Below are 26,507 nucleotides of genomic sequence, written 5' to 3' on the forward strand. Positions count from 1 at the left end.
ATGCTTCGCCGGAAGCATTCCCAATTTTTGTATAGATGGTTTTCAATGTAAATATTATGAAAAAAAATCTACTATCATTATTTAAACAACGGGTTATACTACTTTTTGTTGCCGCACTTTTTATGTCCATTAATGTATTCTCGCAAACTGGCGGATATGTTTGGAAAAATGCGCCTATTGGCGGTGGCGGATTTGTAACGGGCATCATCACCCATAAAACATCCGGCGACAGGTATTGCCGCACCGATGTGGGCGGCGCTTACCGCTGGGATGCCGCGAACAACAAATGGATTCAGTTGATGGACTGGCTAAATGAATCAGAAAACGGATTTATTGGCGTGGAAGCGTTGGCGCTTGATCCGCAGAATGCCAATAATGTGTATATACTCTGTGGCACCTCTTATATCAACAATGGAAGAACGGCGATCTTGAAATCTACCGACAAAGGAAATACTTTCACCTATACAGATGTTACCACTAAATTCAAAGCGCATGGAAATGGCGAGGGACGAGGTAACGGAGAACGTTTGGCAGTTGATCCCAACAACAGTAACATATTATTCTGCGGAACCCGGGCCAACGGATTATGGAAGAGTACGGATGCCGGCGTTACCTGGAACCTTGCCTGGAGTGGGGTAACGACCACTGCCAATGGTAACGGAATATGTTTTGTCCTTTATGATCCTGCCAGCAGTGTGGTAAACGGAGCCAGTCAAACCATTTACATTGGCGTTTCCCGTACCGGCGGCGGGAACATTTACAAAAGTACCAACGGCGGCGCCACGTTTACCGACATTACGCCAACCACCGGTTTTATGCCGCACCGGGTAGCGTTGCAGGGAACCACGATGTATGTTACCTACGCGGATGGTGCAGGTCCGGCGCTCAGTGGAGATGGAAAGTTATATAAGCTTAACACGGCTACAGGTGTGTGGACAAACGTTACCCCCGTTCATTGGAAGGATTATGCATACGGAGGCGTAAGTATAGACCCCACCAATGTGAACAGAGTAATAGTTTCTACCTGTGGCATGTATTGGAACAACCAGTTCGGGACCGGCTGGGGCGACTTTATTTTCCTCACTACCGATGGAGGATCGAGTTGGACGCTTAAGAACGGTACAAACGCCACCTATGATGCTAACGGCATAGGATGGTCGGGCGGTGGGGCGATCAACTGGATGGACTGTATCGAGTTTGACCAGTCTAGTCTTAATAAGGTACGCGTGATCGGCGGCGGTGGCGTATATACCTGCTCCGATATCACCGCCACCAATACTTCCTGGAAATATGATGTGATAGGCATTGAAGAAACAGCATTGCTCGACGTAACAAGCATTCCCGGAGGTCCGGTTATCTCCTCTTTCGGCGACGTATCGGGCTTTGTGCATGAGCCGCTGACTGCTTATCCATCAAAAAGACTTTCTCCTGCTGGTGGTTATAATAATCATAGCATTGCTTATGCTGCCGCCAACCCAGGCAAAGTAGTAAGAATTGCTAATGAAGGAAATGTTGTTTACTATTCCACCGACACGGGTGCTTCATGGACAGGAGCTGCAACCAATAAGGGTGTGTCGGGAAGGGTGGCCATCAGCGCAGATGGAGGAACCATCCTGCACTGTCCATGGGGGTCAACAACTACATGGTATACGACCAACAACGGAGGAAGCTGGTCAGGTTGTTCGGGTGTATCATTGGGAGACGCAATTCCTGTGGCTGACCAGGTAAATGCCAATTACTTCTATATCTATAATCCAACCAACGGCCAAATGCTCAGAAGCTCCAATAAAGGAGTCAGTTTTTCCCTAGCAGGTACACCAGGCTGGACGACGGCGTTTCACCCCTGGGTGTCGACCCTGATACGAACAGTGCCCGGTTTTGAAGGGCATATATGGGTGCCTCTCTCCGGCAATGGATTAAAATATTCGAAGAACCATGGAGCTACTTACACCACCGTTTCCAATGTAACTTACTGCAGATCGGTAGCAATAGGAAAGGCGATGCCCGGGGCCGGCTATCCTACTATTTTCATTTGGGGAACAGTGTCAGGCGTAACCGGCCTATTCAGATCAACAGATGAGGGCGCTACATGGCTCAGGATAAATGATGATGCCCATCAGTTTGCAGGAGCGCCATTGCTCGTAGGAGATATGAACGTTGCCGGAAGAGTATATATGAGCGCCGGCGGCGGAAGAGGTTTAATTTATTGGGAGCCTGCCGGCTGTACGCCAACAGCCATTACCCCGTACGTACAGGTTAATGGAGGCCCCTGGCAACAAACAGCAACAGCTTCAGTTGCACAGGGAGATTCGGTGAAATTCAGCCCTCAACCAGCAACAGGAGGATCGTGGTCCTGGTCTGGCCCGAATAATTTCAGCGCCGCTACACGCGAAGCCGGCATTTCAAATATCCAGGTTAACCAGGCCGGGAATTACGTTGCCACCTATACCAATAGCGGAGGATGCCAAAGCACGCAGACCTTTAACGTTACCGTAGCAGCCGATACTTCGGGAACATCGGGACAAGTAATGGAAGTCACCCTGTATCCGAATCCCGCCAGTAAGGGAAAGTTTACGGTCCTTCTTCCGGAAATTTCCGAAAATGTGGTTGTGAAAATTTATGATAACCTGGGCAGGATGATTTATGAAAAGGTTGTAAAAAGCAGTAACAGGATAGAGATCGATGCGCAGTTGAAGGCAGCGCTCTATCATGTAAGGATTTATTCGAAAGGAGTTAGTGTTACTAAGAAGCTGATCGTTAAATAACAGACCTTTCACCAGTTATTGGGAAAACTTGCAAGCGCTAAATAAATGAAATGCAAATCTGTGATTAGTTTGTATTGAATTTATACAGGAAGAGACGCAGGGAAACATAGAGCATTTTCTCTGCGTTTCTTTTCTGCCTGAAAATCTATAGTAGCTTCATAATTTAGTATAAGAAAAATTAATTTGAATGGAAAACAAAAATAAAAATAGAAAACCCTGGATTGCTATAATTCCAGCAATGGTAACAATAATGCTGAATAGCTTGTTTCTCTGGGGAAAGCTTATCGATTTCCCGAGGGGAACGCCGGAAGGAGGAAGATTTGCAGCAATTGGAGTTTGTGTGATTAGTATTTCCGTGCTGGCAATTACCTATTTCATCTTTAGATTAACAAGAAAAAAGACATTACGTTAGTTGCCCTATCCCCTTTCAACAACATTATTTATGGATCTACTGTAAACCAGTTGTTTGCAACATTTATGTCATAGTCTGCAACATTTGACCTCCCTTGTTCCAAGCAGCACAAAGTAGCTTTGCTCCTTAATATCGATGTTGTCATTTGGAATTTGAAAAAATTATAATTCATGATGGTTTTGAAAATGAGTTTAAAAAATGTAATTCTTTTGGTTTGGCTTCTCCTTGGCATGAATAAATGGGGGATAGGGCAGGTTGCACAATTACAGAGTCCTGACAGGTCCATTGCGCTACATGTATTTTTATCTGCTTCAGGTGAAATTCAATACAGCATACAAAAATCCGGCGTTAAAGTCATTCACCCCTCGGCTTTAGGCGTGATGATGAAGGGGCACGATTTTACCCAGGGCATGAAACTGGTCAACACATCAAAACCGGAACGTATAGCCCATAGCTACCAAACGAAGAATGCAAAAAGAAGCAGCACGCTGTACCAGGCCAATCAATTGGTGATGACTTTTGCCAATAACGAAAAGAAAAAAATGGACATCATTTTCCGGTTATCAAACGACGGGGCGGTTTTCCGGTATTCTTTTCCCTGGATACAAGAAAATGAAACGATAATTGAAGAGCAATCCTCGTTTTCATTTGACAAAAACGCACGAGCCTGGCTGCAACCCATGAGTGAAGCAAAAACAGGTTGGAACCATTGTCATCCCTCTTATGAAGAACATTATTTGCAGGACATTGCTGTTGGCACTGTATCGCCGTTAAGGTCAGGTTGGGTATACCCTGCTTTGTTTAAAACAAATGATACCTGGGTATTGATCACAGAAGCAGCCCTTGACGGCACTTATTGCGGCACAAGATTGATCAATGATTCTGCTTCGACTGTTTATTCAATCGGCTTTGCCGATCCCAGAGAAGTGTTTACAGGCGGTGGCTACCTGCCAAAAAACAATAAGCCCTGGCTTACACCATGGCGTATTATAACAATAGGAAGTTTGAAAACAATTGCTGAATCAACATTGGGTACCGATCTGGCGCCGGCAGCCCTGTTAAAGGATGTCTCTTTTGTAAAACCCGGAAAAGCCAGTTGGAGTTGGATCAACAGCAAGGATGACAGCATCACGTTCAACGAACAAAAAAAATATATTGACTATGCTTATGACATGCACTGGCAATATTGCCTGATAGATGCAGACTGGGATACCAAAATTGGATATGATAAAGTAGCTGTACTGTCGGCATATGCAAAACAAAAAAATGTTGGATTGTTATTGTGGTACAATTCTGCAGGTGACTGGAACACGATCGCCTATCATCCTAAAGATGTATTGCTTACCAGGGAAGGAAGGGAAAAGGAATTCAGCCGGCTGCAGGCATTAGGCATTAAAGGCGTAAAGATCGATTTCTTCGGTGGAGATGGCCAGAGTATGATCCAATACTACATCGACATTTTGAATGATGCTGCAAAATATAAGCTGCTGGTTAACTTTCATGGCGCTACATTGCCAAGAGGCTGGCAAAAAACATACCCGCATCTTATGACAGCCGAAGCAATTTATGGAATGGAGATGGTAACATTCGATCAGCACGCAGCCGATGTGCAAGCCAACCATTGCGCTATGTTGCCGTTCACCAGGAACGCATTCGACCCCATGGATTTTACACCCATGAACCTTACGGGACTTACTTCGTCTAATTGTATCCGAAAAACCACGCCTGCCTTTGAACTGGCTCTTTCGGTTCTGTTTTTATCAGGCATACAGCATTATGCACAATCACCGGAAGGAATGGTGCGCGTACCCAATGATGTGAAAGAGCTTTTAAGAAAGCTTCCCGGCAACTGGGATGATGTAAAATTTCTGGAAGGCCACCCCGGTAAATATGTTGTCATTGCCAGACGAAGCGGTAACCGGTGGTACATCGCGGGTATCAACGGAGATAAAAATGAAAAGAAAATCAATCTCGACATTACCTCATTTAAGAAAAGCAAGGCAACGCTGTTCACAGATGGAATTAAGGACGAATTGTTTTCAAAAGCCAATCTTAATGCAGCAAAGCAAAAAAAATGTGATGTTACGCTGAATGCAAATGGTGGATTTGTAATGGTGCTTGAATGATTCGTGCCTGCTATGTAAAAAATATTTATTGACGGTTTAATAACAAACGAATAAGATACAATGAGATCCCGTGTACAAATATTGCTTCCGTTTATATTACTATTTCTTCTTCCAGTATCATCTCATGCACAGATCACTTTACCAAAAGTATTTGGTGATAGTATGGTCTTGCAAAGAAGCATCAAAATTCCGGTGTGGGGAAATTCAAGGCCCGGCGCTGTTGTCGTTGCAAAGTTGGGAAACGTGCAGGCAACAGCGAAAGCTGATCAGCAGGGAAAATGGCAGCTTACATTTCCTGTATTTAAAGAAGGAGGGCCTTATGTACTTGAAATTGTTGAATCAGGAAAACCGGGTTCTAAAATCAAACTAAAGGGAATTCTTATTGGCGATGTGTGGCTGGCTTCCGGTCAGTCGAACATGGAATGGCAGGTGCAGCAGGCTAAGGATGCAGAAAAAGAAATGGCAAACGCCAATTACCCCAAAATACGTTTTTTGGTTGTTGAACATAGTAAACTGGTAAAACCGCAAACCGATATTTTAGCCGGAAAATGGAAAGTTTGCGATGCTGTCAATGTGAAAGACTTTTCTGCAGTTGCTTACTATTTTGCCCGTAAAATTCACCACGACCAAAAGGTTCCGGTTGGCATTATTCAAAGCACCTGGGGCGGCACACCCATAGAAGCATGGACAAGCAGGGAGATGCTGCTTACTTCGCCAATCACTAAGGCAAAAACGCTTAGCGCTGATACGCTTACTGTGGACCGCGAAGATTTTGTGCAGGACAGTTTGAACGGGATCCGCTTTTGGGACATTGTTTATAATCCGCAAAATAATGCGGATAAGATAGTATCGGCTACCGAATATAATGATGCCGATTGGACAACCATTGACATGCCGAAAGTGCTAAAGGATTTTGGAATTGGTTATTATGAAGGAATGGTTTGGCTAAGAAAAAAGATCACCCTGCCCGCGTCGTTTCATCAAAAAGATATAACCATCAGCCTTGGTCACCCTGAAATGAACTATTCGCTTTACTTTAACGGTCAGGAAATTTGTAAGAATGTTTGGTATGGCAATCCAACGCATTCATATACCATTCCTGCCAGCCTGGTTCAGCGCGGAGAAAATACCATTGCGGTGAGAATAGCCATGTTATGGGGCGGTGGTGGTTTAAATCAGCCTGCAGAAGACATTTATATTACCGATGGTGCTTCTACAATTTCTTTAGCTGGGAAATGGTTATATAATAAAGATGTTGAAACCGCTCTTCCGAAAATGCTAAACTATCAGTATTATCCCGCAGTGCTCTTTAATACCATGATAAACCCGGTTATTCCTTATGGTATTAAAGGATTTATCTGGTACCAGGGCGAGGCGAATGCCGGAGCAGCTTATGATTACCGGAAATTATTCCCCATGCTGATCGCAGATTGGAGAAAACGCTGGCAGCAGGGCAATCTTCCGTTTTTATATGTTCAGTTGGCCAATTATATGAAAACAAAGCCGCTTCCATCAGAAAGTGAATGGGCCGAATTGAGGGAAGCGCAAACGCTGACCCTTTCACAGCCCAACACAGGGATGGCCTGCACTATTGATATTGGAGAAGGGAATGATATCCATCCGAAAAATAAACAGGAAGTGGGCCGCCGCCTGGCTTTAATTGCCAATAAAATGGTGTACAAACAAGAATGCATCGCATCGGGACCATCGTTTAAAAGTTTCAGGGAAAATGGCAGTCGTATCCGGATCAGTTTTGCCAACACGGGTTCAGGCCTTTCAACAAAAGAAGGAAAGGAAGTGACAGGTTTTGCCATTGCCGGTAAAGACAAACAATTTTATTGGGCAAAAGCAATCATTGAGGGAAATGAAGTTGTTGTTTATTCTGATAAAGTTACTGAACCGGTGGCTGTGCGATATGCATGGGCCGACAATCCTGAATGTAATCTCGTGAACTCAGAAGGTTTGCCTGCTATCCCTTTCAGAACAGATGAATGGCGGTAGCAAACTCAATGACCGGTTTATACAGTTATGCTGTTGTTGATAGATCCGATTCTCTGAATGTTATGATGCTTCGGCGTAGCGGTTTTATTGCAACTTTAACGCCGTTGGAATAATAATATAGCGATCAAAAGTTTCGTTCTTGTGAACATTAGTCGATACGGAGGGAGTGTCTACTCCTTCCTTTAATGTTATTATTAGTTATACTTTATCGAGTCTGCATAAGCGAAGTTATTCTCCATAATTTCCTTATATTTTACATCGATAATGTTCGATACTACCTTGTGGTACCGGTTGTTGTCGGAAATGCGCGCTTGTGCATGCACAGGACGATAGTACTTCATGGGTGGGTAACAGCATCGCATACTACAAAGCGCTCACCGCAAAAAAGATCAGCGGGCAGTTACTTGTTTATCCCAAAGGCGGACATGGTTTTGCCATGTACAATAAAGCCATGGGCGAGTCGTGGCTGCCACAGGCCATGAAATGGTTGCGCATCAACGGGTTTCACAGGTAGCGGCGCAAGACAAAGCAACCGTTATTAAGTTAACTTGGAAACCCCTTTTGTCTAATATTCATCATAGTTTTTTATTGGAAGTTTTTTTTAGGCAGGTACACTACTTTGTAGCAACATAAATTGTTTGCTATGAAAAAAAAGCTGCTACTCCTTCTGGGAGTCATACCATTCTACACAATTAATTCCTGTTCAAAGGGCATGGCGGAAGATCCGGATCCTGAAAACAGGAACATCCAATTAGAAACCTACCCGGCTGCCTGCAGATGTCAACCGGCAGATACGAGTATATTTGATCCCACGTGTTTGGTTGCTTCCAACGCCCAATTAAAAGTATTAGGTGATGGTTTTAGTTTCACTGAAGGTCCTGCAGTTGATAAGCTGGGCAATATATTTTTTACTGATCAGCCTAATGATAAAATTCATAAATGGTCAGCTAACACCGGCGCCATCACTACATTTTTAACAGGTACAGGACGCTCGAACGGAATGGCATTTGATAAAGCCGGGAATCTCATTACCTGTGCCGATATGCACGGAGAACTATGGAAAATAGCTCCCAACGGAAGCCATACTGTACTGGTCAATAATTACAAAGGCAAATTATTAAATGGACCAAATGATGTATGGATCAATCCCAAAAACGGTGGTTTGTATATTACTGACCCAATATTTCCAAGAGGTTACTGGGATGCCGGTGATCCCCGCCAGCAAGGATGGCCGCCTACTCATTCGGAACAGGCCAAAACCGGGAAGGGGGGATATGTTTATTATCTGGCTCCCGGCAGTAGGACCCTGGTGAGGGTAACAACAGAGGCGATGGGATGGGACGCTGATGGATGGCCTAACGGCATTGTTGGAACGCCTGATGGGAAAAAGCTGTACGTAAACAAATGGGCGCCCGATATCAATACGGCCGGCACCTGGGTGTTCGATATTAAACCTGACGGAAGGTTGACTAATATGAGAAAGTTTATCGATATGGGCGGGGACGGTATGTCGATGGATGAGCGGGGGAATATTTATATAAGCAACTCATATGGAGTAACCGCTTTTAGCCCAAACGGGAAGAAGATATTCAATGTACCAACAGGTGGCGGTGCTACCAATAATGTTTTTGGTGGTAAAAATGAAAAGACCTTATTTATTACAGGACCGGTAGACAAGTTAACTGCATTAAAGATGAATGTAGCAGGTGTAGAAAAATTTTAAATTTCGGGAAGACGGGTACATATAGGACACGCGTTAAAAAGAGGCTGTCTCTTACTTTTGAGACAGCCTCATTCCTGTATTAGGCCAGGTCATTTAAGGTTATAAAAAGAAACGTTGAAGTACTGAAATGCTTTCTTTCGGAATTATATGTATTACATAAAAAACATATAAAAATCCAATTAATTGGATAGGATAGTTTAAAATCATCTTATATATTTGTCCCGCATCATATAACAGCATACTGCTACACTAATAGCGATTGTTTATTTATCTATTATTTACTGAGAACCACACCCGCCATAGGAGCTTTCTCTGCATGATTATGTAACCGGTATGAAATCAACCGGAGTATGCCATGGCCCTTTATAAGTATATGCGCTACTGAAGATTTTTCGATCACATTTTGATTTATTGCCATAGTAGAAAAGCATATGATATGCTTTCCATTCCTGTCGTGTATTGCCGGGCTGCCTTCGCGTGCCTGTAATTGAACAGCAATAAAACAGGAATAGAAAGCTACGGGGAGTTCTATGCCCTGCCCTATTTAAAAACCAAATCAATAAAGTTCATGAGACATTTGTTTTTGATGATTTTTGTATTCCTTATTACTGCTTCGGGTGCAATGGCCCAGCAGTTTATAAAAGGAAAAGTAACTGATGAAAAAGGCGCTCCCGTTGTAGGCGCCACCATTAACGTAAAAGCCTCCGCTACAGGCACGTTTACCGACGCCGCAGGTACATTCCATTTGAAAATTCCTTCCGATGTCAAAACGCTCGTTGTTACTGCCCTTGGTTTTGCAGTAAAGGAAATTCAGGTAACCAGCGAAACTGAATATAATATCTCACTTACGTTGGATACAGAACATATGAACGAGATTGTGGTGGTGGCATATGGCACCGCGCGTAAGCAATCATTAACTGGTGCGGTGGCTACCGTTTCTGCCACTTCGCTCGAAAAACGGCCATTGACCAATGCCATAGCTGCCCTGGAGGGGGCTGCGGCCGGCATTCAGGTTAATAATACAGTTGGGCAACCGGGCTCTTCTCCTACGGTGCGCATTCGCGGATTTGCTTCTGTGAATTATACCAACGATCCCCTGTATGTTATAGATGGCGTTCCATTTGGTGGTAATGTGGCCGACATCAACCCGGCCGATATTGAAACGATTTCTGTGCTGAAAGATGCAGCCTCTTCTGCTTTATACGGAAGCAGGGCTTCTAATGGCGTTATTATCATGACCACCAAAAAAGGCGGTAAAAGCAATAGCAGTTTACACTTTGCCATGAACCAGGGCGCGTACGACAAAGGGATCAATGAGTATCAGAAGATGAATGCCAACCAGTTTATGGAAACTATGTGGAAGGGTTACAGAAACTACCTCAGAAGTACTAACCCTGGCACCTATCCCACAGATGATGCCGCCGGCGCGAAAGCTACCCAGTCATTGATCAGTGATTATTTAAAACTGAATATCTATAATAAGCCCGACAATGCGTTGTTTGATGCGAATGGTAAACTGGTGTCCGATGCACAGATCATCCCCGGTTATGCTGATGACATGGACTGGTACAGAGATTATGAACGGCTTGGCCAAAGGTCTGATTATAATTTAAGTGGAAGGGCCGGTTCTGAAAAGAACTCCCTGTATTTTTCATTAGGGTATCTCGATGAAAAAGGGTATATCAAATATTCAGACTTTAAACGTTTCTCAGGCAGAATAAACGCTGAATTGCAGGCTGCCAAATGGTTGAAATATGGCTTCAATATTGGCGCTACACACCAGGTGTCGAACAATACGCCTGCCTCCACCTCAAGTTCCACATCTTTTGTGAATCCTATTTATTTTTCCAGGAACATTGCGCCCATATATCCGGTGCACCTGCATGCGGCCGGCACAGGCGATTATATATTGGATGCCCTGGGTAACAGGCAATATGATGAAGGCAGTACTTCCAGGAACCAGTTCCTGGGCCGCCATGCCATTTGGGAAAATGAGTTGAACAAAGACCAGTTTTTCAGAAATACCCTGATGGGACAGGCGTATGTCAATATTAATTTTTTAAATGATTTTACCCTGGGTGTTACAGCCGATATGAATGCGCGAAGTGATGATGAGCAGGTTTATAGCAATGCAGTCATCGGAGATGGTGCAGGCAATAACGGCCGGGCCTCCCGTAACAATTACAGGTACCGGAACTATACCGTAAGGGAGTCGCTTACCTGGAATAAAAAACTCAATGCACATACCATTGATGTAATGGTTGGCCATGAAAATTTCAATTACGACTACAATTATTTGTACGCCTATAAAACGAATGAATCATTTGCCAATGGTGTACAACTGGAAAATTTTACAAACATTTCCAGCCTTACCGACTACAAAGATGTATACCGTACCGAAGCTTATTTCAGCCGTGCCCGGTACAACTATGCCGACAAATACTTTATCGATGGTTCTTACCGAAAAGACGCGTCGTCGAAATTCTTTGGCAAGTGGGGTAATTTCTTTTCCGTTGGCGGAAGCTGGATGATATCGAGGGAACCTTTCTTCGAAACGCTTGTGGATAAGGTGAACACCCTGAAACTGCGTACTTCGTATGGCGAAGTAGGAAGCGATGCCGGTCTTGGTTATTACGCCTGGATGTCGTTGTACGATATGAACCAGAATGGTAATGCCGCAGCTTTGTATAAACGCCAGAATGCAAACAAAGACCTGATATGGGAAACTTCCGCGTCTTATGGCGCTGCCATTGAAGGACGGGTCTTCGGCAGGGCTAATTTTATGCTGGAGTATTTCGACAAACAATCGCATAACCTGATCTTCGATGTGAACCTGCCTTTATCGGCTGGCGCTACTTCTTCGTCGAGCGCCGTTTCGGTAATAACAAAAAATATCGGCTCTGTATCAAACAGAGGCTGGGAGTTTACGTTCGATGTTGATGTGGTAAGAACACGCGACTTTCGTTTCAACCTGGGCGCCAATGCCACTTTCATGAAGAACCGGGTGATGAAGCTGCCCGATGAAAACAGGGAAAATGGGATCATCAACGGCACCAAGAAGATCATGGAAGGACATAGTATTTATGACTTCTGGCTGCCACAGTTCGTTGGTGTTGACCAAATGACCGGTAATGCCCTGTATTTACCCGATACAGTTACCTATACGAGCGCTAATCCGATACCGGCACAATATGTTGTAACTATTAACGGACAAACCTACACCACCTATACTACCTATGCAAAAAGAGACTGGAGCGGCAGCGCCATTCCTAACGTATTTGGAAGCGTTACTTCTACTTTCAGCTATAAAAATATAACCCTCGCCGGTTTGTTTACCTATGCTGTAGGCGGCAAAACATACGACAACTCTTATGTTGCTTTAATGAGCATGAGCGGCAACCCTTCGGCTTTACATACAAACCTGCTGAACGCCTGGGATGGCGTGCCCAAAGACATGACTGCAACATCGGCCGACCGAATTGCTGCAAAGGGCGTTCCGGTAGTTGACTTTTTCAGAAGTGATAAGAACAACGCAACTTCAACACAGTTCCTTCAGAATGGCTCTTACTTTGTTGTGAAAAATGTAAACCTCAGCTACAAATTACCAAAAGAACTGTTAAGCGCTGTTAGTTTAAAATCGTTGTCGGTTGGGGTAAGTGCTGAAAACCTGTATACCGGCACAAAGTTAAAGGGCATGAATCCACAGCAGTCTTACACCGGAATAATCGAAAATGCTTTTGTAACGCCAAGGATCTTATCGTTCATGTTAAATGTTGGATTGTAAAAACAAGTACTATGAAAAGAATATTCAAAAATATACTGATTGTAACGGCTGTTTCGGCGATGGTGAGCTGTAAAAAAAGTTACCTCGATACAGCACCCACCGATGCTATTTCAACCGCTATGGTTTTTCAAACTGCCGATAATGCTTCAATGGCGGTTAATGGCCTGGCCAAAATGATGACCCAGCAATACCTCAGCCAGCAGGGTTTTAATGGGGAAGGCACCATCAAGAATTATTATGGGAATTATCCCGGAAATCATTTCTCGATAAACCTGTCGGGATGGGCGCCGATTATCAATGCTACTTACAACGAGAACACCACAAGCATTTACTGTTATTATCCCTGGTATTACTATTACAAAATAATAGGCAATGCCAATGCTATCATCCTGCATGTTGATAAAGCTACCGGAGCGGCAGCGCAAAAGGATTTTGTGAAAGCGCAGGCACTAACCTACAGGGCGTACTGCTTTTTAATGCTGTCGCAACTGTATGGCAATCGATGGGACGATTCACAGTCGGGTTCCACACCTGGTGTTGTGTTACGAATTGATGAGTCGGCCGGGGATCAGCCCCGGGCTACATTGGCAGATACCTATAAACAAATATATGCCGATCTTGACCAGGCAATTGCTTTGTATAAAAGCTCGGGTTTGAAAAGAACAAAAAATTCAGAAGTGGATATTAATGTTGCCTATGCCATTTATGCCAGAGCGGCATTAACGCGGCAGGATTATGCGATTGCCGAAGACTACGCCGTGAAAGCAAGAGACGGTTATCCGCTCATGACCAATGCCGAATACAATGCCGGATTTAGTACGCCAAACCGCGAATGGATCTGGAGCAGCTATGGCGCGTTGGATGAAACCTTACACTTTTATTCCTACTTTGCTTATATCGCGTACAACTCCAGTGCCAGCGCAGTGAGAACTACTCCCAAAATGATCAGCAGGGAACTGTATAATAAAATACCTGCCACCGACATACGCAGAAGTTTGTTCCTCGATCCTACAGGGTTTACCTATACCACCTCAACCGGCAACGCGGGCTCCTCTACGCTGCTGTATAAGCATGCGTTCACCACGCGTCCGGCTTTGAACAGCGCGGCAAGCGTATATGCCTATATGCAGTTTAAAATTGCTGCCAACGATCAGCCGGGAGTGGGTAATCTCAATCACATTCGCTCAGCCGAAATGTACCTCATTGAGGCCGAAGCCAAATACCGCCAGAACAAACCGGTTGCCGAAGTACAGAATTTGCTGGTGGCGCTGAACAATACATCGGGCCGAAATACCAGCTATACCTGTACCCTAACAGGTACGGCGCTCCTGGATGAAATTAAACTGTACAGGGGGATTGAATTATGGGGCGAAGGATTCGATTGGTTTGATATGAAGAGATGGAACGACCCCATCAATAGAAAAGTATATGCCAATGGAGGTAATTTCATTACGAGCCTGGCAGTAACCATTACACCTGATGCCAACAATAAATGGACCTGGAAACTTCCATTAAAAGAAACTGATTTTAATACGTTGGCAGATTAATGATAGCGCTATAGCCCTGGAAAGTTTGTGTTTTAACAATTCCGTACCCAGTTGATTTGGTTTTTTATTTTCCGTCATGCAAACCTCAGAAAGTGGCTGTTCCAAAAGAAAATTTTGGGCAGCCCTTTTTGTTTCATTGTTCGTTAAGGGCCAACACTTTCCATTTTCTCTATCCATTCTTTAATGAGCTTCACGCCTTCCTTGTGTATTTGCTCTCTTCCCAATTCAGGCATGGCAATGCCCGGATCGTTCGTTTGCATCCGGAAGGAAAGAATCGATTTGTGTGGTTTGCCCGGAACAATATCAAATGAATTCTTACCGGCGCCGCGCCCTGCCGCCACGGGACTTTTCATAATGCCCAGTTCAATGGAAGCCCCCTGGCTGTAATGCAGAAACAACCCGGATGTATTGGCGGGCCCCAGCGGATGATGACAGGTGCCGCAATTCACATCCAGGTAAGCCCTTGCCCTAGCATCCAAAGATTGTGACAGATCGTCCATCGCCGGAAATTTAGTAATAGTTTGTATTGCAGGTAAACCATTTAATAAACCTTGTTGTTGCCAATAGCTCAACTGGTTTTGTTTTCCTGTTGCATAAACATACTCGCGATTAAGCTGCGCCGCTGTAGGGCCGATCGGCTGCATATTACCGCCGCGTATATGGCATCCTTTACACTGGTTTTTATTAGGAATGATATAATCGATTTTGATCCGTTTGCCGGAAGCATTTATATAGGAAATTTTTTTTACATCGCCTGCCACATCATAAAACCCTTCTGTTTGTTCGTCGTTCCATACATAGGGATAAGCTGTCCACCCATTCTCCTCGTGCACCAGCAATCTTGTTTCAATGATCCGCCTGCCTTCCCCGGGCTTTCTGAAATCATGCTCGTAATAAAAATTTTTGATGATGACGGTGCCCTTTGGAAAATCCAACGCTCCTGCCGACGTATAATTTGCTTTGCTGCCATTGGGTAGTTTAATGAATCGCATTTTTTCAGCATAATTGGAAAATAATACCGAATTGATATCATACGGAATAACGGAAGGCGCAGGTTGCAGGTCAGCCAGCTTGCCGGTAAAAAAATTATACTCCGATAATTTTTGTTTCCGCTCAAAAACAGGCCGGCTAACATTTGGCATCAATGCCAGGTTAACCAGCACCGTAATAACCAGGAACAATACTATCAATAGCTGTTTTTTCATATTCGTCAATTGTTTATCAGCTGGTAGCTCGTTTTACTTTCCAACATTCAACTCCACTTCTCTTTGCTTTATTCCTTCACAATCAAAAGCTTTCATCTCTCTCGAGATCCCTTTGAACTTATTCGCCGCTTTTATGTTGCCGATGCTTTGGTTTTCGTTGTTACGGATACAAATGGCAGGGTGTTGCACTTTATCATCCACGATGCCATCGTAAATAATATGCGGCACATCTTTTCCGAATTTTACTTTCAACCGGAACATCAGCCCCATTCTTCCTTTCATCGTGGTTCGTTGGTGTTTCCTGGAATAAACATTGTCATGAATATAAATTTGGCCGGGGTAGGGGTAATAGGAAGCATCCTTGATTGGAATTTCTGCAATATAATAGCTGGCTATGGCCGTACCTGCCGTGCGGTTGTTAATGATGCGGTTATTGTAGATCTCTACATTGTTGGTGGCCAGGATCATCAATCCTGTTCCTAGTGGAACTTTCCCAACTATATTTCCTTTTGGCGCAAAATTGGGATAATTATTATGGTGCACATGGTTGTTAAACACGCGTACATGACCGCCCTTTTTTTGCACCAGGTTGGGCAGGTCAAAGATCAATATACCGCCTGTGTTTTCCGTAGCCTCATTATTAAATACATCTGCATACAGCGTATTTTCAATTTCAATGCCTGCTACATTGTGATACGCTTTGCTGTTACTTACAACAACGTATTGCGATTGTCCTACATAGATGCCTGCATCAGATGCCCCAATGGCCACGCAGCTATCAATTAATACATTTTTGCACTGTACCGGATATAAGGCATAAGCACCATTTTCTTTAGAGGGCTTACCCGTCCATTCAGCTTTTACATTTTTTAACATAAGGCCATCTACCAATTGCGCTTTGATCAAATCGCCTTTTGAATCCTGTACGGTGAGGTCCTGAATCGTAATGTTAGTGGAATTGGTGATCTTGATCCCTTCCGCGCCCGCAAGCTGATCTTTAAATGAAAGAATGGTTTTATCCATTCCCTTTCCTTTCAGCGTAATATTATTTTTTCCATCCATCCACAACGCCATATTGAGTTGAAAACGGCCTTCGGGAAGCTCAATGATGACGCCATCGGGTGATTCTATGAATTGTGCCTGCAGCCGGCGACGCAGATCCTGCGATAACGCAGTGAGCGTACAGCATAAGGCAATGGTCAACAGGCAAGCCGCTTTCATAAAAAAGCATTTACTCTAATTTACAAAATTAGAGCGAGCCCTAATTGATTTTATAATTATCCGCAAAAAGATTTGGGCACTGTTTGGAACACCATTCAGCGTATTGATAACCGATACACTGAAACCGGAGAGATAAAAAAATGCTTTGCGAAATAGGAAATGCTGTATCTTAGCATTCAACAAAGTTGAATAAAAGTAAACAAGGTGGTAAAAGCAGCAGCCAATGGATGAGTTGTTAGAAAAGCTGAACAAGTTAAATATCGGGGACCGGATCAAGGCATTGCGTATAGCGCAGAACAGGACCATGCAGGAAATTGCTGAGGCCAGTGATCTTTCCAAAAGTATGATCTCGAAAATTGAGAATAACAGGGCCATTCCTTCTGTAGCGGCGTTGGTAAACATTGCAAAGGCATTGGGTACCAGTATTTCCAGTCTGTTGGAGCAGGATGGTTGGGTAAACGCTATTCTTTCCAGGGCGAAGCAGGCAAAAGAAAATCTAACGCCTACCGAGAAAGGCTATCACATCTATCCATATGCTTCTGAATATCATGGGAAAAAAATGCAGCCTTTTTTGTTTGTAGCACGAAAAGATGAGGTGGTGCCACATGAAGTTTCTCACGAAGGAGAAGAATTCGTTTATGTAATAAAAGGAAAAATGAAGATGCAGGTTGGCGAAACGGAATATTTATTAAATACCGGCGACAGCCTGTATTTTAATGCCGTGCTAAAACACGGGATTATTCCGGTTTCTGATGAAGTGACGTACCTGGATATTTTCGTTTAGCTAAAATTTATTGTATTGTCATTCGGTGCTTTTCAATTTTTATGTTGGATAGCGCACATGTAATTTTTTGCCTCATAACAACTAACTATAAATTAAAATTTGACTTGCCATGTGGTCTTTAAAGGTGTCATTCAGCTATTGGTATTTACTATTTATTTGTTTGGGTTTTCAGGTCTTTTCATTGAAAAGTGTTGGACAGCAAAACGTAAAAAGCGATAAAACGTCAGCAGTTATCCAGGTTGACCTGAATAAAAAAATTGGTCCCATGTATCCCGCATGGGCCTGGTTTGGTTATGATGAACCCAATTACACGTACATGAAAGATGGGAAAAAGTTGTTGTCGGAAATTGCTGCGCTCAGTCCGGTCCCTGTGTATGTACGCGCACACAGCCTGCTGGTTACAGGCGATGGCAAGCCTGCTTTGAAGTGGGGCTCAACAAACGCTTACACCGAAGATGCCAATGGAAATGCGGTGTATGACTGGACGATCATCGACAGCATTTTTGATACCTATATTCAACGGGGTATGAAGCCGCTGGCCCAAATTGGTTTCATGCCTGAAGCATTGTCGGTAAAACCACAACCTTACAAACACGATTGGAAGCCCGGCGATCCATATGGAAAAATTATGACTGGCTGGGCCTACCCGCCCAAGGATTATAAAAAATGGGCGGAACTGGTATTTCAATGGGTAAAGCATAGTGTTGACCGTTATGGCAAAAAGGAAGTGGAAAGCTGGTATTGGGAATTATGGAATGAACCGAATGGTTACTGGAAAGGGACCAGGGATGAGTTCTTTAAATTATACGATTACACAGCCGATGCGGTAAAACGCGCCCTTCCAACGGCAAAGATCGGCGGTATCAATATTGCTGGTACCGGTAGCGAAGGCGCTCAAAAATGGTTGCATGCTTTTGCCAAACATTGTTTTTCCGACACCAACTATGTTACTAAAAAGATCGGTTCGCCCGTTGATGCTATTTTGTTCCATGCCAAAGGCGGGCCAAAGCTTATAGATGGTCATGTTCGCATGAACATGGGAACGCAATTAAGAGACATTCAGGCCGGATTCAAATTTGTTGCATCTTACCCACAGCTCAAAAATATACCGGTGATCATCGGTGAATCTGATCCGGAAGGTTGTGCCGCTTGTGGTATGCACACCAATCCTGAAAACGCCTACCGTAACGGAACCATGTATTCGAGTTACACGGCCGCTTCCTTTGCGCGCAAGTATGCGCTGGCCGATCAATACAAAGTGAACTTCAAAGGCGCGGTGTCCTGGTCGTTCGAGTTTGAAGACCAGCCCTGGTTCTATGGTTTTCGCGACCTGGCTACCAACGGCATTGATAAACCGGTGCTGAATGTATTTCGCATGTTTGGTATGATGAAAGGCAACCGTGTACCTGTTTCATCTGACCATGGGTACGACCTTCGTACAGCTGTGGACTCAAGTTTCAGAAAAGCATATTCCGACATCAATGGCATGGCTTGTAAAGATATCAACAACGCTACGGTGCTATTATGGAATTACCACGATGATGATGTAAAACCGGAAGCCGAACAGGTGACCGTTCAACTGAAAGGTATTCCCGCTAAGCAGGTGTTATTGCAACACTACCGCATAGATGATGAGCATAGCAATTCCTATGAGGTATGGAAAAAAATGGGTTCGCCGCAAAACCCTTCACCAGAACAGATTGCCGAACTGGAAAAAGCCGGTCAACTGCACCTGCTAAACTCTCCCGAATACATCAAAACCAGTAATGGGGAGGCAACGGTGCGTTTTGCTTTACCCCGGCAGGGTGTTTCATTGCTTAAGCTCGACTGGTAAAAACCAGCGCACTATTGGGGCTGTTCATGCTTAATAAATTAAATCAGAATAGCAATTTATTAAGCAATTAAGACTTGTTGATCATAAACAAGACAAATGATGCTATTTTGAGTAATATAAAAAATCATTCATATTTTATATAAATCACAAAAACAGATCACAAGATCCAAATAAGAACCACAACAGCTTAATGGGAATTGGGGTTTTGTGATTTATGATTTGGTTTTGGAATTTAATATTAACATGCTTATTGTAAAGAAAGAAGAAATGAATTCTTATAAGAACAATTTACTGGTACCTTTTTTTTTATTATTGCTTTTACCCTTTACTGGAACAACACAAACGCCCACCCCCGACACAACAGGACTGAAATTGCCAGAGGGTTTTTCTGCTATTATTGTTGCAGATAAGCTGGGTAAAACCCGGCACCTGGTAGTGACGCCTCAAAACGACATTTACGTACGACTTGCGCGGCCGGTGAATGGCAAAGGCACGCTGCTGTTACATGAGGAAAATGGACAGGCGACTGTGAAATTCGGCTTTGGTAATTTTGGTGGTACAGGAATTTATCTGCGCGATGGTTATTTGTACACCTCTTCCAACTCAGAAATATTCCGTTATAAAGTAGACGCGAACTACCAGGTAGATACGAATTCCATAGAACGAATTGTGACCGGTATGGTAGACAAAGGCACCCACGATACAAAATCTATTATGATGGATAAGGAGGGCAATATGTATATACCTATTGGCTGCCCTTCAAACTCATGCCAGGAAAAGGACCGCCAGAAAGGTTCGTTGGGAATTGCCGGTTGTCCGCTGCTTGAAACAAGTGGTGGCGTATGGGTATTTAAGCGTGACCAGAAAGATCAAACCTATGCCGATGGTATTCGTTATGCTACCGGTTTGCGTAACGTGGTGGGGGTTGACTGGAACTATCAAAGCAATAAGCTGTATGTAATGCAGCATGGAAGAGATAACCTGAATACTATTTTTCCCGACATGTATACAACAAAAGACAATGCCGAACTGCCGGCAGAATGTATGTATGCTTTAAACAAGGGAGATAACGCCGGCTGGCCTTTTATTTATTATGATCGTTTTCAAAAAAAGAAAATACAGGCCCCTGAATATGGTGGTGATGGCAAAAAAGAGGGAAGCGCTGAATACATTGATCCGGCTGCTGCCTATCCAGCCCACATGGCCCCCAATGCTTTGTTGTTTTATACGGGTAAGCAGTTTCCTGAAAAATACAGGAATGGAGCCTTTATTGCTTTTCACGGATCATGGAACCGTGCGCCTGAACCACAGGCTGGTTATTTTGTAGTGTTTCAACCTTTTAAAAATGGAATACCTGCCGGTGACTGGGAAGTGTTTGCCGATAACTTTTCCGGTTCTCCCGAAAAAACCGCCAATGGCCGTGCTGATCATCGTCCCTGCGGACTGGCACAAGGCCCCGACGGTTCTCTGTATGTTACCGATGACAAGAATGGTACTATCTTCAAAATATCTTATGATCAAAAAAGTAGTGTAACAAAAACAGCGGTAACAAAGCCAGTTGCTACAAAAGCTGCATTGGCTAAAAAGCCCTCAACGGTTGTTGCCAAAACAAAAACGCCTGCAACGCCTATAGCTGTGGCCAAAGTATCATCTGCTACAAATGCAACTATGAGTGCAGGTAAAGCGGTATATATGCAACACTGTGCGGCCTGTCACCAGGTAGATGGGGAAGGAGTGGGTAATCTCAATCCGCCTCTTATTAAAACAAAATATGTATTGGGCGACAAAACGCGTCTTATTAATGTGGTATTAAAAGGGTTGAGTCAGCAGGATGTAGATGGTGAAAAATACAGCAATGCCATGCCGCCATTGAATTACCTTACCGACAAAGAGATCGCTAATGTGCTCACTTATATACGTAACAGCTTTGGCAATAAAGCGGGCGCCCTAACTGAAGGAGAAGTAAAGAAAACCCGGGCAAAGAAATAATGAACTTCGTAAAAGCAAAAAAGACTGTCAGTGATGGCAGTCTTTTTTATTGCAAATTGTTCATTGTAATTTTTTTATTACCAATTGCTCCCATTGCTCCTGAGCGAAGTCGAAGGATTGCCTATTGCAAATTGCCCATTGATAGCTATTCCTTATCAGTTTTGTCGTGCCCAAGTTGTTTTACAAGTTTATTATAAATACCAAATAAGAGGAAGGGAGCTGCCCACTGGCCAATAAATAAACTCATGTGTTTTTGGCGGGCAAGTTGAAGTATAAATGCGGTTGTCATGGCGCCTACCGATACCCAAAGGAACACGTCGGATGGCAGTTTGGAAGTTTGTTCTTCAATTGTTTTGGCAATTTTACCTTCCTTCTTTTGTGTTTTATACATTGGTTCCATATAATGTTATTTTAGGTTCCTAATAAAGAGATCGATGTAAAATTTATGCCACCGCAGGTCTTGTGCAGGGCTCTTTTCAGGGGCAGAATATTATCCCCACACTCCGCAATCGGCTCAACAGGCAGGCTGGCATAACAATTTTAATGATTTATAAAAAAACTTGATCAACATAAACGTTCCTGTTGGCGCGTCATTAAATAAGGATGGTACATGTTCCTTTTCAGTTTGGGCGCCTATGTGTAGTTCGATTAGTGTAGTTACAGATGCAGCACCTGAAGATACCTGGCCAATGAAAAAACAAAAGTTGGGCTATTGGCAGGTAACAGTAGATGACACCACTCCGGGTATGCAATACTGGTATAAATTCGATGACAAATTGCTACGACCTGACCCCGCTTCCCGATGGCAACCTGATGGTGTGCACGGTGCTTCCGCCATTGTAAGCACCGATTTTAACTGGACGGATGATCACTGGCAGGGAATTGAATTATCGGAATTGATCATCTACGAATTGCATACCGGTACTTTCACGCCTACCGGAAATTTTCAGGGAATTATTTCAAAACTGGATTATCTGCAAACGTTGGGTATTACGGCGATTGAAATTATGCCCATTGCCCAGTTTCCCGGTCATCATAACTGGGGATATGATGGCGTTTTCCCTTTTGCCATTCATAACGAATATGGAAGCGCCGCCGATCTGAAACAACTGGTAAATGCAGCCCATCAGCATGGCATAGCCGTAATATTGGATGTAGTATATAATCATCTTGGACCGGAAGGAAATTGTTTACATCACTTTGCTCCATACTTCACCGATAAATACAAGTTATATTGGGGCGATTCAATAAATTTTGACGGCGCGGGGTGCGATGGGGTCCGCAATTATTATATCCGGAATGCCCTGATGTGGCTCGATGAATTCCATATAGACGGCCTTCGCCTGGATGCGGTACATGCCATCTTCGACAGCAGCGCTAAACATATTATGGAAGAGCTGACCGAACAGGTGCGGCAACTGGAACAACGCAGCCAGCGAAGGAAAATATTGATCGCTGAACTTGATCTGAATAATCCGCGCTACGTTACTCCTGTTGAAAAAGGCGGCTATGGAATGGATGCGCAATGGGTAGATGAGTTCCATCATGCCTTACATGCTGTGCTCACCGGAGAACTGACCGGTTATTATGAAGACTTCGGAAGCCTGGAGCATTTGGCCCGCTCCATGCAATGCTCCTACGTGTATACCGGCCAATATTCGCAACACCGTAAAAGATTCTTTGGGGTAGAACCCAAAAACGTTTCTTATAACCAGTGCGTTGCTTTTATTCAAAATCACGACCAGGTAGGTAACCGGTTACTGGGCGACAGGCTTTCGGCATCATTGCCGGGCGAGGCCCTTAAGCTCGCCGCTGCAACCCTTTTGCTTTCACCCCATATTCCGCTTTTATTTATGGGAGAAGAATACGGAGAGAAAAACCCTTTCCTGTTCTTTACCAGTCATTCTGAAGAAGAATTGATCGCCCGGTTATGCGAGGGCCGCAGAAAGGAATTCGCTCATTTTAACTGGGAAGGAGAAGTGCCCGATCCGCAATCGGAGGAAATATTCAATCAGTCGAAATTAAGCTGGAAAACAAATGAATCGCCTGGCTTATTCATATTCTATCAGCAACTGATCGCTTTTCGAAAAAAGAAATTAGCCATGCAGAATTTCAGGCGGTATGATGCGGTAAGGAACATCCGCATTCAAAATAATGTTTTACAATTTGAACGGCATGGTAATGAGGAGTCATTGATCGTTTGCCTCAATTTTGGTAAAGAACCGGAAAGTTTGCTTTTTGAACAGTCGCATACCTACAAAAAGTTAATTGATTCAGCCGGCGATCAATTCGGTGGCAATGGCAGTCTTACTTCTTCAATAATACGTCCGGGGCAACCATTTTTGCTTAATCCTTTATCTGTATGTGTTTTTGAACCAACCGATCAGTCAGATGAATTTGGCAGCTTATGATAATACCTGTATCAACATACCGGTTACAATTGAATGCTTCTTTCCCGTTTAAGGAGGTGGCAGACCTGTTATCATACCTGCATGAACTGGGTATTACCACTATTTATGGAAGCCCCTTTTTTGCAGCAACTGCTGGTAGCATGCATGGCTATGATGTGTGCGACTCCCAGGTATTAAATGAAGAGATCGGCACTATAGAACAATTGCAACAGATCAACGGCGAAATGCGTAAAAGAAATATGACCTGGTTGCAGGATGTGGTGCCCAATCATATGGTATATGCCATGACGAATCAACGGTTGGCAGATGTGCTGGAAAGAGGTAATTTTTCGCAATACTACAATTGGTTCGATATTGATTGGCAGCTTCCGGATCCAGGCCTGTATGGTAAGTTAATGGTGCCGTTTTTGGGTAAGCCCCTGGCCGGTTGCCTTGCCGATAATGAAATTAAATTAGAATTATGTCCCGGCGGATTTATCATTAAATACGGGAGCCAGTCATTTCCGCTTTCCATCAGTACTTATGATACTATAATCGCGGTGCCTGTCAATGGAAAATCGCCGCAGGAAGTTAAAGAATTATTAGAACAGCTTTTTACCGCAGCAATACGCGACCCGTCATTAATTCATTGGAAAGAAATTAAATCATCGGTTATACATTCATTCCTGGCCAATGAAAAGAATGTACTGGTGGTAAATCAACTGTTGGAAACGATCAACTCAAACCGGCAGCTGTTACAAACCATATTGCGTCAACAATATTACCAGTTAAGCTGGTGGTTGGATGCGAACCGGGTAATAAATTATCGCCGCTTCTTTGCCGTTAATGAGCTTATTGCTACCAATATGGCAAATGAGGAAGTGTTTTATGAGTATCACCAATTTTTGAAAAGCCTGTACGAGCAGAAATTGATCCATGGTTTACGAATCGATCATATTGATGGACTACTGGAGCCGGGTATTTATTTAAACAGGCTTCGACATTTGTTTGGTGATGATTGCTATATAATCGTTGAAAAAATTCTGGAGCAGCAGGAAAAATTACCCGCCCGCTGGCCAGTGCAGGGAACAACCGGTTACGATTTCACTTCGCAGATCAGTTGGTTATTGACCAATACAAAAGGCGCAAAAGAGCTGGTGGCATATTATCATTCACTGTTTCCCGAACAGAACGATTATCAGAAAATTACTTTTGAAAAGAAGTGGCATTTTTTACAAACCTATATGGGGGGCGAATGGGATAACCTGGTACGAAGTTTATATGCATTGCAATTGGTTCCGGGCACTATTAAACCAGATGCCATGAAACAGGCGCTTGGGGTATTTATGAGTTGCCTACCTGTATACCGGTTGTATCCGGAAGAGCAATCGCCCGAACCGCACTCTCTGGAAATGATCGGCCAGGCAATAGAAGAAGCTGGTCAAAAAGAACCTGCTTTGCAAAAAGAATTGTGTTGCCTGTATTCAGTATGGCAGGTTGAGGAAAATGATCCCGAAATAAATAACCGGCGGCTTGTTTTTCAAAAACGCCTGATGCAATTTACCGGTCCGTTGATGGCCAAAGGCGTAGAAGATACCACCTTTTATGTTTATAACGCCCTGTTAGGACATAATGAAGTGGGCGATACGCCGCAGATAAGCAACTATTCAGTAAATCAATTTCATCAATGGATACTACAGCGGCAGCAGGAATATCCATTTACATTAAATGCTACTTCCTCCCACGATACCAAGCGGGGAGAAGATGGTCGCATTCGCGTGAACGCACTTACCTGGTTCCCGCAATATTGGCAGCAACAGGTTGAATATTGGCGGGTGATCAACGAAAAATATAAACTAATAGTAAATGAGCAGCCGGCGCCTGGCTTGCAGGATGAATATTTTATTTATCAATCGCTTATTGCCGGTTTCCCTGCCGATGGAAAGGTGACGGAGGAATATATAACGCGGTTAAAAGCATATTTCATTAAATCGGTGAGGGAAGCTAAATTATATACCAACTGGCAAACGCCTGATGAAACGTATGAAGAAGCAGGGTGTGGGTTTATTGAAAATATTTTGTCTTCCCGGCATGATTTTCTAAACAGCTTCCTGCCGTTTTTTGAATCCACACTCATATGCGCGGATGTTTTTTCGCTTACCCAGGTGCTGATAAAGATTGCGGCGCCGGGGGTGCCTGATATATACCAGGGCAGTGAATTGTGGAATACCAGTTATGTTGATCCGGATAATCGTAGCCCGGTAGATTTTGTTACACGAAAGAAGTATTTACAGGAACTGAAAGCACTTGAGAAAAATGGCATTGCCGGCGTGTTAAAATATATCTCCGGAAAGAGAAGGGAAGGACTGGAAAAATTATATGTTACATGGAAAGCATTGCAATGCCGGAACAGGATGGCATCCCTTTTTCTGCTAGGCAACTATATACCTTTATATGCTTCTGTTGACTGTGGTATAATAGCATTTACCCGGCAGTATGAAAACCAATGGGCGTTGGTTGCAGCGCCGGTATCAGATACTATTTTGTCAGCTAAAGGAAAAGAAGCATTGGCGAATGTTCATTTATTGCGGCCTGCCAATTCTCCTGTAAGCTGGAGAAATGAATTTACAGGAGAAACGATCTCAGTTGAAAATAGCTTACCGTTGAGCACTGTATGTAGTGATTTACCGGTTGCACTACTGACCGGGGAAACAAAATAAATAATG

16 protein-coding genes are annotated in these 26,507 nt (G+C 43.7%); 13 read left to right on the plus strand and 3 right to left on the minus strand.

Annotated features, from left to right (window positions below):
* Window positions 1-56: 56 nt before the first annotated feature.
* The 8 genes from FAM09_RS10000 to FAM09_RS10035 all read left to right on the plus strand — a co-directional run bounded on the left by FAM09_RS10000 (window position 57) and on the right by FAM09_RS10035 (window position 14,358).
* Window positions 57-2,765: a T9SS type A sorting domain-containing protein gene (locus FAM09_RS10000; protein ID WP_166437081.1), complete on the plus strand. Its 2,709-nt coding sequence runs from the start codon at window positions 57-59 to the stop codon at window positions 2,763-2,765.
* 187 nt (window positions 2,766-2,952) lie between these two features.
* Window positions 2,953-3,177 (plus strand): hypothetical protein, encoded by a 225-nt coding sequence (locus tag FAM09_RS10005; protein WP_136576950.1) that lies wholly within the window; start codon window positions 2,953-2,955, stop codon window positions 3,175-3,177.
* Between the two features lie 170 nt (window positions 3,178-3,347).
* Window positions 3,348-5,303, plus strand: a complete 1,956-nt coding sequence (locus FAM09_RS10010; RefSeq protein ID WP_243751641.1) for a glycoside hydrolase family 97 protein — start codon at window positions 3,348-3,350, stop codon at window positions 5,301-5,303.
* Window positions 5,304-5,465: 162 nt separating this feature from the next.
* Entirely contained in the window at window positions 5,466-7,304 is a 1,839-nt protein-coding gene (locus tag FAM09_RS10015; RefSeq protein WP_243751642.1) for a sialate O-acetylesterase, read from the plus strand.
* A 313-nt stretch (window positions 7,305-7,617) separates the two neighbouring features.
* Window positions 7,618-7,818: an alpha/beta hydrolase family protein gene (locus FAM09_RS10020; RefSeq protein ID WP_136576952.1), complete on the plus strand. Its 201-nt coding sequence runs from the start codon at window positions 7,618-7,620 to the stop codon at window positions 7,816-7,818.
* Window positions 7,819-7,947: 129 nt separating this feature from the next.
* Window positions 7,948-9,027: an SMP-30/gluconolactonase/LRE family protein gene (locus tag FAM09_RS10025; RefSeq protein WP_243751643.1), complete on the plus strand. Its 1,080-nt coding sequence runs from the start codon at window positions 7,948-7,950 to the stop codon at window positions 9,025-9,027.
* 568 nt (window positions 9,028-9,595) lie between these two features.
* Window positions 9,596-12,811, plus strand: a complete 3,216-nt coding sequence (locus tag FAM09_RS10030) for a SusC/RagA family TonB-linked outer membrane protein (RefSeq protein ID WP_136576953.1) — start codon at window positions 9,596-9,598, stop codon at window positions 12,809-12,811.
* An 11-nt stretch (window positions 12,812-12,822) separates the two neighbouring features.
* Window positions 12,823-14,358, plus strand: coding sequence for a RagB/SusD family nutrient uptake outer membrane protein (locus FAM09_RS10035; protein WP_136576954.1), 1,536 nt, complete (start codon window positions 12,823-12,825; stop codon window positions 14,356-14,358).
* Between the two features lie 143 nt (window positions 14,359-14,501).
* Here FAM09_RS10035 and FAM09_RS10040 read toward each other — a convergent pair whose 3' ends face one another.
* Window positions 14,502-15,563, minus strand: coding sequence for an SO2930 family diheme c-type cytochrome (locus FAM09_RS10040; RefSeq protein WP_136576955.1), 1,062 nt, complete (start codon window positions 15,561-15,563; stop codon window positions 14,502-14,504).
* 33 nt (window positions 15,564-15,596) lie between these two features.
* Window positions 15,597-16,784, minus strand: a complete 1,188-nt coding sequence (locus FAM09_RS10045) for a parallel beta-helix domain-containing protein (RefSeq protein WP_136576956.1) — start codon at window positions 16,782-16,784, stop codon at window positions 15,597-15,599.
* A gap of 223 nt (window positions 16,785-17,007) precedes the next feature.
* Here FAM09_RS10045 and FAM09_RS10050 point away from each other — a divergent pair, with 223 nt between their 5' ends.
* The 3 genes from FAM09_RS10050 to FAM09_RS10060 all read left to right on the plus strand — a co-directional run bounded on the left by FAM09_RS10050 (window position 17,008) and on the right by FAM09_RS10060 (window position 21,391).
* Complete coding sequence (locus tag FAM09_RS10050) at window positions 17,008-17,568, plus strand: helix-turn-helix domain-containing protein (protein ID WP_136576957.1); 561 nt, start codon at window positions 17,008-17,010, stop codon at window positions 17,566-17,568.
* A gap of 109 nt (window positions 17,569-17,677) precedes the next feature.
* Complete coding sequence (locus FAM09_RS10055) at window positions 17,678-19,402, plus strand: GH39 family glycosyl hydrolase (RefSeq protein ID WP_136576958.1); 1,725 nt, start codon at window positions 17,678-17,680, stop codon at window positions 19,400-19,402.
* Between the two features lie 243 nt (window positions 19,403-19,645).
* Entirely contained in the window at window positions 19,646-21,391 is a 1,746-nt protein-coding gene (locus FAM09_RS10060) for a c-type cytochrome (RefSeq protein WP_136576959.1), read from the plus strand.
* Window positions 21,392-21,536: 145 nt separating this feature from the next.
* Here the strand turns inward: FAM09_RS10060 and FAM09_RS10065 are convergent, their stop codons facing one another.
* A complete protein-coding gene (locus FAM09_RS10065) occupies window positions 21,537-21,791 on the minus strand; it encodes a hypothetical protein (protein WP_136576960.1) in 255 nt (84 codons plus the stop codon).
* A 160-nt stretch (window positions 21,792-21,951) separates the two neighbouring features.
* Here FAM09_RS10065 and treZ point away from each other — a divergent pair, with 160 nt between their 5' ends.
* Both treZ and treY read left to right on the plus strand, forming a co-directional pair.
* A complete protein-coding gene (treZ, locus tag FAM09_RS10070; protein ID WP_136576961.1) occupies window positions 21,952-23,802 on the plus strand; it encodes a malto-oligosyltrehalose trehalohydrolase in 1,851 nt (616 codons plus the stop codon).
* Entirely contained in the window at window positions 23,799-26,501 is a 2,703-nt protein-coding gene (treY, locus tag FAM09_RS10075; protein WP_136576962.1) for a malto-oligosyltrehalose synthase, read from the plus strand. The genes treZ and treY overlap by 4 nt, the downstream gene beginning before the upstream one ends.
* Window positions 26,502-26,507 lie beyond the last annotated feature (6 nt).

This window comes from Niastella caeni, assembly GCF_004834005.1.
Taxonomy (GTDB): Bacteria; Bacteroidota; Bacteroidia; order Chitinophagales; family Chitinophagaceae; genus Niastella; species Niastella caeni.

What these genes read in the sequence shown, in the direction of transcription:
- FAM09_RS10025 (WP_243751643.1), top strand. Translation starts at nt 7,948, where the DNA reads ATGAAAAAAAAGCTGCTACTCCTTCTGGGAGTCATACCATTCTACACA.
- FAM09_RS10000 (WP_166437081.1), top strand. Translation starts at nt 57, where the DNA reads ATGAAAAAAAATCTACTATCATTATTTAAACAACGGGTTATACTACTT.
- FAM09_RS10030 (WP_136576953.1), top strand. Translation starts at nt 9,596, where the DNA reads ATGAGACATTTGTTTTTGATGATTTTTGTATTCCTTATTACTGCTTCG.
- FAM09_RS10050 (WP_136576957.1), top strand. Translation starts at nt 17,008, where the DNA reads ATGGATGAGTTGTTAGAAAAGCTGAACAAGTTAAATATCGGGGACCGG.
- FAM09_RS10065 (WP_136576960.1), bottom strand. Translation starts at nt 21,791, where the DNA reads ATGGAACCAATGTATAAAACACAAAAGAAGGAAGGTAAAATTGCCAAA.
- FAM09_RS10035 (WP_136576954.1), top strand. Translation starts at nt 12,823, where the DNA reads ATGAAAAGAATATTCAAAAATATACTGATTGTAACGGCTGTTTCGGCG.
- FAM09_RS10040 (WP_136576955.1), bottom strand. Translation starts at nt 15,563, where the DNA reads ATGAAAAAACAGCTATTGATAGTATTGTTCCTGGTTATTACGGTGCTG.
- FAM09_RS10060 (WP_136576959.1), top strand. Translation starts at nt 19,646, where the DNA reads ATGCTTATTGTAAAGAAAGAAGAAATGAATTCTTATAAGAACAATTTA.
- FAM09_RS10055 (WP_136576958.1), top strand. Translation starts at nt 17,678, where the DNA reads ATGTGGTCTTTAAAGGTGTCATTCAGCTATTGGTATTTACTATTTATT.
- FAM09_RS10015 (WP_243751642.1), top strand. Translation starts at nt 5,466, where the DNA reads ATGGTCTTGCAAAGAAGCATCAAAATTCCGGTGTGGGGAAATTCAAGG.
- FAM09_RS10045 (WP_136576956.1), bottom strand. Translation starts at nt 16,784, where the DNA reads ATGAAAGCGGCTTGCCTGTTGACCATTGCCTTATGCTGTACGCTCACT.
- FAM09_RS10010 (WP_243751641.1), top strand. Translation starts at nt 3,348, where the DNA reads ATGATGGTTTTGAAAATGAGTTTAAAAAATGTAATTCTTTTGGTTTGG.
- FAM09_RS10005 (WP_136576950.1), top strand. Translation starts at nt 2,953, where the DNA reads ATGGAAAACAAAAATAAAAATAGAAAACCCTGGATTGCTATAATTCCA.
- treY (WP_136576962.1), top strand. Translation starts at nt 23,799, where the DNA reads ATGATAATACCTGTATCAACATACCGGTTACAATTGAATGCTTCTTTC.